The sequence below is a fragment of the Bartonella sp. CM31XJBT genome, assembly GCF_028618555.1.
GTDB lineage: Bacteria > Pseudomonadota > Alphaproteobacteria > Rhizobiales > Rhizobiaceae > Bartonella.
This window is the reverse complement of record NZ_JAQITD010000036.1, coordinates 1-8,613: the sequence shown is the minus strand read 5'-3', so window position 1 is coordinate 8,613 and position 8,613 is coordinate 1. Positions and strand designations below refer to the sequence as shown.

At 35.3% G+C, this 8,613-nt stretch carries 3 protein-coding genes; 1 reads left to right on the top strand and 2 read right to left on the bottom strand.

What is annotated here, in order from left to right:
- Window positions 1–551, bottom strand: a 551-nt coding sequence (locus PVV63_RS09310) for a hypothetical protein (RefSeq protein WP_273791616.1), incomplete at its 3' end; no start/stop codon positions are given.
- Window positions 552–2,091: 1,540 nt separating this feature from the next.
- Window positions 2,092–7,065, bottom strand: coding sequence for a type ISP restriction/modification enzyme (locus tag PVV63_RS09305; RefSeq protein ID WP_273791615.1), 4,974 nt, complete (start codon window positions 7,063–7,065; stop codon window positions 2,092–2,094).
- Between the two features lie 985 nt (window positions 7,066–8,050).
- Between PVV63_RS09305 and PVV63_RS09300 the strand changes: the two genes are divergently transcribed.
- On the top strand, window positions 8,051–8,613 hold a 563-nt coding region (locus PVV63_RS09300; RefSeq protein WP_273791614.1), incomplete at its 3' end, for a POTRA domain-containing protein.

Genomic DNA, 8,613 nt, shown 5'->3' with positions numbered 1-8,613 from the left:
TCATCACAAATGTAAGCAGAGCCACTTATTTTTGCATTGCCTCCGACATGAGCATCATCACAAATGACAGCATTATCGGAAATATGAGCGTGATCAGTGACACGGGCGTTATCATAAATTTGTGCATTGCCTTCAATTACAACGGCGTTGTTAGCATGCGCATTACCAGACAGCTTTGCATTGTCCTTTAATGTCATACCTTCAAAAATAGCATTCCCATAAATTTGCGCATTACCATAGACATCAACAAAAAAGCTTTTTACTTTAGCATTTCCAAAGACGCGTGCATTTTGAAAGACCCGAGCTTTATTATACACCCAGCAATTACCTTCATGAGAGAGATTATCTTCACTTTCAATATAGCCACCGAGGTCACCTTTTTTCACATCATCAAAATCTCTTAAGGCTCTAATTCGAGTTAAGAAATGACCATCGATATATTCACAATCATCAATAAATTCATATTTTTTTGCAGGCTCTTGTTGATTAACAGATGCGATTTCATTTGCAATGTTAGAGAGAACGGGGGTGTTTTTTGATATATTTGTCATATTTAAAACCTGTTTGAATAATATTGTTATTGACAGCCCAGAAGGGCGCCGGGTGCTAACAAACACGGCAAACAGTCCGTCGTTACACTTTTCTCATAAAGAGTATTGTATGGTGTAACCACACCCGACATAATCATTATATGCTAATCATAACATAAAAGACAGTCAGTATTTTAAAAGATGGGAAAGATTGTTTCGTAATCTACCCGCTGTTTGTTTAGTGTTGTTAAGCACTTGATTATTTATATAACAAAATACGTATTTATTGTCAAATAATATTTTATCTTTTTTGATATTTTTTTGTATTTTTTTAGATGCGTTATGTATTGATAATATCATGTGCTTATTAATTGCTTCTTTTATATTTATGTGCTTTTAAAGCTATATTATGGGCTTTATGAAACGATTGTGTTGTTTTTTGAATTATACATTTATAATATTTATAAACGCTCTCATAATGCGTATTTTTATCTTTATAACCTATCAGTTTTTTTCACTAAATGATTTTTAATTTTTTTGTGAATTTTGTTTATAACACATTTGCAACTTAACAGTTTTTTATAGAGATGATCTTTATAACCAACGCATTCATTTGCATTTTTGCTTTATTCAAATAAGGCTGTTATTTTTACGCATTCTCTATAGCTGTTATATGCTTTATAGCGATGGTGTTATTTTTCATTTTCATGATAAAAATGATACATATGATAATTGTAATTTAGAGACTGTTATGAAAACACTTATGAAACTATCTAAAGAGGGATTGATAATTATAGAAATTAGCAAAATCCTTTTTAATAGGCTTTTGTTATTTTGATTAGTTCTTTTTAAAAGATAAAATTATATTTCTAGTGAGTGATTAACACGTGTCTTATGAAAAGCGTATGAAATTAAAAACTGATTACGTTATCAAAATCCCTTTTATGAATTTTAATCAGTTCTTTTGAATAGATAACCTTATGATTTAGAGAATGATTACAACGTGCTTTATGAAAATCATATGATCCTTTAAAGCTTTTCAAAAGATAGCTTGTAACTCATAAGAGATGCTATCAAGATCATTATAGTTATGAGTTTTGACGGGGTTTTGAGTTTTGAGGGTTGCTGCTATTATGTAAAAAAACGATAAAAAGCAAAAACGTTATTTTTCAATAGGTTAAGATTTTACAGATCTTAAAAAAACAACCCATATTGATAACACAACCTATAAATTCAACTAATAATATACGTTTTGAGGGGGTTTTGACGATTTTTACACCTTCAAAACCTATAAGCAAAATGAATATATATATATATAACTCTCCTTAAACAAAGCTTTTGAAAACAATAAAGCACTCATTTTAGATTACGATATAACCTCTTAAAGGCAATCCAAATAAGAGTATCTAAAAGTGCAAGTTTCTTCTTTTTAGAATAACGCATGATAAATTATCCTTTTAAAGATTGTATGCAAGCAATGTATAAAGGGGTATAGACTACAGTTATAAGCTCTATACCCCTTACGAGTTTATCATACCCATTTGTAAGCATGCTTTATAAGTTATTCAGTTTCTCTTAATACCAAATTTGGTAAGTTCTTAACGATTTTCATTGTTTCTAAACTTACGGTAATAACCCTTTGAAACAACTCCAAAGGATAAGCAGGGTTTCCAACGGTTTCAACAGCATAGCGATTGGCATCATTAACAATGCCGCTCTTTTTATCAGTCTTTACACATTGCCGTTCCATAACCCATTCAAGAGCGGGTTTACCATTGACGATATATTCATAAGCTTCAAGAGGGATATCTGTCATTGTGACATTGCTGTTGTAAAAAACTGTCGATTTATCTTTTACTTTACTATTCCCAAAAAAATTCATTTCTGTAACATAATAGAATTTTTCAGGATTAGGGATATCAGTGAGTTTTGGATCACCTTTTTTAAAGGTTACAGGATAAGGTTCTACAGTTTCATAGTTCATATGCAAATGCCCCAGTTCACGCCCTGCAGTTACAAATTTCCAAAAATCTTCAGTGCTCTTTACACAAGGGATACGAGGCAATTCTTTAGAGAGGTTATCAGCATAACGGGTGCGGTAATCTTCTGAATGCAAAATCCCGTAAACATAATAAAATAGATCATCTTTAGTGATAGTTTCATTAGGATAAGCGGCTTTAAAATGTGCTAATCCTTCATCCGTAATGGCATCACGGCGTTGTAAACCAGCTGTTTTGTTTTCCTCTATAGAGTTTGTAAATAAATGGGATTGCTTTTCACTTTTCTCTTTTAAGGATACAATATCTTCATAAAGATATTGCGGAAAGCATTGACCGTTTTCTATCACCTGATAATCAGACACAGCTTTAATCATAAGAACAGAAAAGGTTTTTTTTGCTCCTATGCCTGTAAGTTGTATCATTTTATTTTCAACTGATTTTCCTATAGGAAATATACATGGCATTATGGAAACTCTATCGTTGAAAGCACGATTATAATAGAGCCATTGTTTTGTAAAAGGGCGATAAATACTTTGAATAAAGCACGTCTCCTCGAACTCAAATAATTTTTCTCTTATAAATTCTCGTTTAAGAGTACTACTCCAACTGATCTTTGTAGCATCAGCGTTAACGAAATTGTCTATAGCCTTTTCACGTATTTTGCGATCAACATGTCCATAAGCTTCGTTAAAGCGCTCCACTTCGCTATTATAGAAGTTAATCATGTTGTACATGTTTTTTGATAAAGCATTACGACTTGAGTTGTATGCCCACGCATCACGACTGGTTAGAACGCCACAGGAATAAGTTTCAAAAAGCTTTGTATCATGACCTTTCTTAACACCTAAAGCTAGAAATGTCTTGAAACTGTCATCACGTTGATTTATCCAATCATTATGCCTATCCGGTGTAATTATTTGCCAACCTTGTTTACTCCGTGTAATACCATTAATGCTACCAAATTTTTTAATTGTCTTAAGCTTTTCTTCTCTATTGAGATAATCTCCAATATCACGGAAATATATTTTCCCATGTTGTTGTGCATTTGGATTTTTAACCAAAATAGAAATCGCTATAGGGGCACGAGAACCTTCACCAAAAATTTTTCCACCTTCTTTGCGAGAAAGTTCTCCAGAGGTTCGTTGATTACCACGTAAATGAAAAATATAAAGGCTGCTAAATTCTTCAACGAGGCATTTGCGTAAGCCATCCATAGATTTTGTATCTATAAAACTTGCATTTGTAACAAAACCAATCACACCACGGTCTTTTATACGGTCACTTGCCCAGCGAATGGCGCGGATGTAACTATCATAAAGCGCCTGCATAAGACTTGCTTTTGAATGAGCGGCATAAGTGTCACCAATACGTTTATTTAATATGGGATAGGGAGTGTTCTTTGCATTGTCGTTTTCGCTTTTTTGTCCTATCGAATAAGGAGGGTTACCAAAAATAACTTCGATATCCAGTTTCTTTTGATGCTCTAAATATTCACTGTTTTCTTTGAATAATTTTTGCAGCAGATTCTTTTCTTCAAGCATCCGAAACGTATCAGTCAAACCAATATGCTTGAAAGGGATATATTCTCCTTTCATGATACTATGATAGGTCGATTCAATGTTAATCGCTGCTATGTAATAGGCAAGTAAGACAATCTCATTGGCATGGATATCATAACGGTATTTATATTCCATATCCTCTGGTTTGATGAGATCTGATTGTAAAAGCCGTGTAATAAAGGTACCCGTTCCCGTGAAAGGGTCAAGAATAGAGACACCCCGTGAACCAAGGCTTTTTCCAAATTCATTGCGTAAAACATCATCAACAGAATGAATGATAAAATCCACAACCTCAATGGGCGTATAAACAATTCCTAATTTTTCTACCGTACGCGGAAAAGCATGACGGAAAAATTCATTATAAAGCTTTACAATTAAGTTTTGTTGTGCTTCAAGACTTGTAGTTCCTCGTGTGTAAAATTGTACATTCCTAGAGATAGTTCTGAAATCTTGAGATTCTTCTTTAAGAGTAACTTTATCAAGGATATTAAGTACACGTTGTAAAGCACAAGAGACGGGATTTTCTTGAACAAACTGATGCCCCTCAAACAAAGCATCAAAGACTGGACGCGTCACAAGATGTTGTGCAAGCATTTCAATCGCATTTTCTTCGGAGAGGGTCGTGTTTAAATTGTTACGTAATTCGGTCATAAAACCATTAAACACCCGCCGCGTTTCCGTTTCTGATTTTGTTAAAACTTCGGTTAAGCGTGTGATATGATTTTGAGCAAGATCAGCAACATTGGTTGCCCATCTTTTCCAATAGCTAGGGTCGTAATTTCTCTTAACAATAGCTGCTCTAATGACATCCGGATATTGAGAAAAAAGGGATAATTCTTCTTCTGGTTTATATCCGTGAAAGGATTCATAAGTTGGTGATCCAATGTTCAGTCCTGAATATTCTGATTTTGAGCGTATAGGTAAGTCATCAATAACCACAGTTGTATCTTCTGAGGTAGCCTTTTGAGAAGGAACAATAATATCAAGGGCATAGCTTACGTCCTGTTTTATGGACATATGGTGGATTATTTTATTAAAACTCTCATCATGGGCACGCAAAGCATTGACGACTTGCCAGATGACATCATATTTTGTATTATTTTCCAAGGCTTGTACTGGTGGAATGCCAGCCGGTACTCCAACGGGTAGAATGATATAGCCTCTTTTCTTACCCTCTGCTCGACGCATGACACGGCCTATTGCTTGAATAATCTCAATTTGACTTTTTCGCGGGTGTAAGAATAGAACAGCATCAAGAGCAGGAACATCAACACCCTCAGAAAGACAGCGTACATTGGTTAGCACACGACACGTATTTTCCCCCGCATCTTCCTTTAACCAGTCAAGTTGTTTTGTACGCTCTTTAGCACTAAAGGTTCCATCAATATGGGCAAGAGTACAGTTAAGAGGGGGAGTATCTTTATAGTTTTTATGAAGGGCGTGCAAAGATTCTTGAACTTTTTCTTTTTTGAATTCCTTGCATATGCGTTTAGAAGTATCAATATCTTTGCAAAATGCTAAAGCTCTACGCATGGGATTGGGGTCATCTTCAAGATCAAGTTTCAGATCCATTTTGGTAAGGGCTCTATAACAGCCATTAATCTTGGTCCTATCGTCAAGAATAAGTTCATAATTCTTATCGGTAATAAGATGTTGAATGGATTGGCTTACTTCTTTTTCATTGACAACTAATATGATAACTTTACAAGGTGATAACAGTTTATGTTCTAGAGCTTCCGCAAATGTATAATGATGCAGTTCTTTGCCATAAATTTTTTCGTCATCCATAGAGGCAAGAACAGTATCAGATAGGTCAGCTTTCCTTTTTATCTTATCTGTAAAGATTTTGGGGGTTGCTGTCATATATAGACGTTTTTTACCCCGAATGATTCTGTTATCATGAACCTTGATAAATTCAGATTCACGCTTGTCTGTTCCTAACACAGCCCCAGTTGTTCTATGTGCTTCATCGCAAATGATTAGATCAAATTCGGGTAAACCATGCTCTTTTTGCGCATCTGAAATCACTTGGATAGAATGGTAAGTTGAAAACACCACCGTCATTGCATCTGCTAGGTTTTCGCAAGCTTCTTTGGCAAGGGTTTGGGCATCCGTGGTAGCAGGGAGAACAAGATCTGATGTTTCCATGCCAACAATATCATCTTGGTTCTTACGACGCTTGCCTACTTTTGTATCCGAACACACAGCAAAAGAACGCAAAGGTACTTGTGCATCGGCTGTCCATTCACGGATTGTTTGTGAGACTAAAGCCAGAGAAGGGACCAGAAACAAAACACGCTTGCCTTTCCCAGCAAGGGTTTCTGCTATCTTCAAACTGGTGAAAGTCTTCCCCGTACCACATGCCATGATCAGCTTGCCACGGTCTGCTTCTTTTAAACCTTCACAGACTTTCTTGATGGCTTCTTCTTGATGGGAACGAGGCTCTTTGGTTGATTTCAGAACCACTTCTTGTTTTGTTGCAAATATTTGCCAATCTATCCGACTGTTTTCCATATGACGAAGGTCAATGCGATAAACGGGTATCGCTTGTCCTTTAATCATGGTATTCACATTGTCACTTAATTCCACTTCTGTGCTGTCAACGAGAAGACGATATTTAAAGATGTCTTTTCCAGATGCCGCGATAAAGCTATCAATATCCTTTTTACTGATCTGATGATCTGCTTGATAAAACTTACATTGAATAGCGACATAACCCTCTTGATTGCGAAGTTTGGCAACCAGATCAATGCCGATATCATTTTTATTCCAACCTTCACGCTCTTTCGCCCATTCATAATAGCTCTCAACTTTTTCATATCGCCCATAGTGGAGAGGGTCATACATAAGATATTTTGTCACAAAATCTTCAAATACTTTCCCCCGTAGAGCATTTGATGTTGCCTGTTCACGATAGGATTGTAAAAGGGAGTGTAAAGTGATGTGTTTGTTATCATACTTAATAGATTGCAGCATATTGTAATAAAAATCCCTTGCCTTATGATATGATCAATAATCATCAAAAGAATCAAAACGAATTCAATTAAATGCATTTAAAGCAAATAACGATAAAAATGGGAAAAAACTGCTAAAAAAGCCGATATTTTTTCAAAAGGGGTTTAAAAGGCTGTTTATCAACAGCCCATGGCATAGGATAAGATCAGCAAAGTAGTAAAATTTGCTGTTCGTTTCACGTGTTCATCAAGACAAATGAACTATGTGCTTTTAAAATATCATAATGAGTATTTTGATAGGTTTTATGAGTCACTAAAATAATCTAATTTGTCAGTTTAATTTACTGACACAAACTGACAAATATATATTATGGATTGTATTTAAGGTTGTATTGTCGATATAGGTTGTATCGTTAAAATGCTAACATATTGAAATATAATGTTTTTAATTTTTTCTCATTTAAAAAAATAATATAGGCTCTAAAAAGAACTGACAACACTGACAGCACTGGACAAAACTCTTCTGTTCAGATCACTCAGATCATTGTCTTTGGAGAACGGTTGCTTAATGCGCTGTACAGAGAGTTTTGCCTATTTGAGTAGAAAGTTTTAAAAGAGGTTTCTTTATTGTTTTCTATGATGGTTTTTGACGACAGGATGTTCTTGATCGCATGATGTCTCGTTTATATGCGTGTTGAGTGGTTTAGAGGAGCTGGAGAGTGAATTTATCTCTAATTATTGATAAATATATTGTAGCATTAAACTGGGGATATTGATGTATTAACCATTGACGCGCTAAACAGTTTTGGTTAAAGGTTTTTTTCATATAAATGTGGGGGAGAGATCTTCAGCAGTTAAAATAAAGCGTTTTTTGTAAAATAAAGCAGTTTTTGGGTGTCACTTTTTTGCTCACAGAGGCATGTGCTTTTGTTAAAAGCGTCATAGGGCAGTGGCTGTTTTGAGTGGTCTTGTTAGAGGTTCCATGAAGTTCTTTTAAAGAGTGCTTCATGAATAGTGCAAAGCGGGGGCAATCTGTATTGTTTTCTGTATTTTTACGCCAAAGTTCTCTTTTGAGAATTTTTCGTGCCATTGTTGTTTTCTTTGGCTTGTTTACAGGTGTAAATGTTTATGCGCGCTCCTCAGCTATTTTTCATTCCCCAACCGATAATTTTTCTCGCCAACAATCTGAGAAGCAGCAATTAGAAAGAATTGAGAAATTACGGTCTTTAACGCCTAAAAGGATCAAGACGCCTTCAGAGCAAAATCCAGAAACGCTTTTGGGTGGGAAGCAATGTTTTCCCATTCATGCTGTTGTTGTTGAGGGAGTGCATCATGTCAAAAAGCGCTTTATATCAGCCGTAACAGAGCCTTATGTTGGAAGATGTATTGGTCTTGTTGATATTCAGCTCTTAATCAAGAAGTTAACCAAAGTTTATTTGGATCAAGGCTATGTGACGGCACGTTTTTACATTCCTGATCAAGATATCAAAAACAGCAAGACGCTCAAATTTGTTGTCGTTGAGGGCAAGCTTTCAGATATTTACTATAATGGTTCACCGACGTCTCGTTA

Bases quoted from the DNA above. Each gene is read 5' to 3' on its own strand.
- PVV63_RS09305 (WP_273791615.1), bottom strand. From the start codon at position 7,065: ATGCTGCAATCTATTAAGTATGATAACAAACACATCACTTTACACTCC.